At 59.9% G+C, this 272-nt stretch carries 1 protein-coding gene; it reads left to right on the forward strand.

Annotated elements, in window-relative coordinates:
• Positions 1-272, forward strand: a 272-nt coding sequence (locus AC3A3G_RS16385) for a cadherin-like domain-containing protein (RefSeq protein ID WP_487488741.1), incomplete at both ends; no start/stop codon positions are given.

Below are 272 nucleotides of genomic sequence, written 5' to 3' on the forward strand. Positions count from 1 at the left end.
AGCGGTGGCACCCTTGAGTATGTCAAGGCGACCGATCCGTCGAACGGCACGGTCGTGGTCAATCCGGACGGCACCTACACCTATACGCCGAACGCCAACTTCAACGGCACGGACAGCTTCACCTATACGGTGACCGATCTGGCCTCGGGCGAGAGCCTGACACAGACGGTGGAGGTCACGGTCAATCCGGTGAATGACGCACCCGAGGCGGTGGGCGTAATCGGACCTCAGAACGATGCTGATGCTGAGACGATCGCGTCTTTGGATTTGAG

This window comes from Brevundimonas sp. Soil_N_31, from assembly GCF_057655995.1.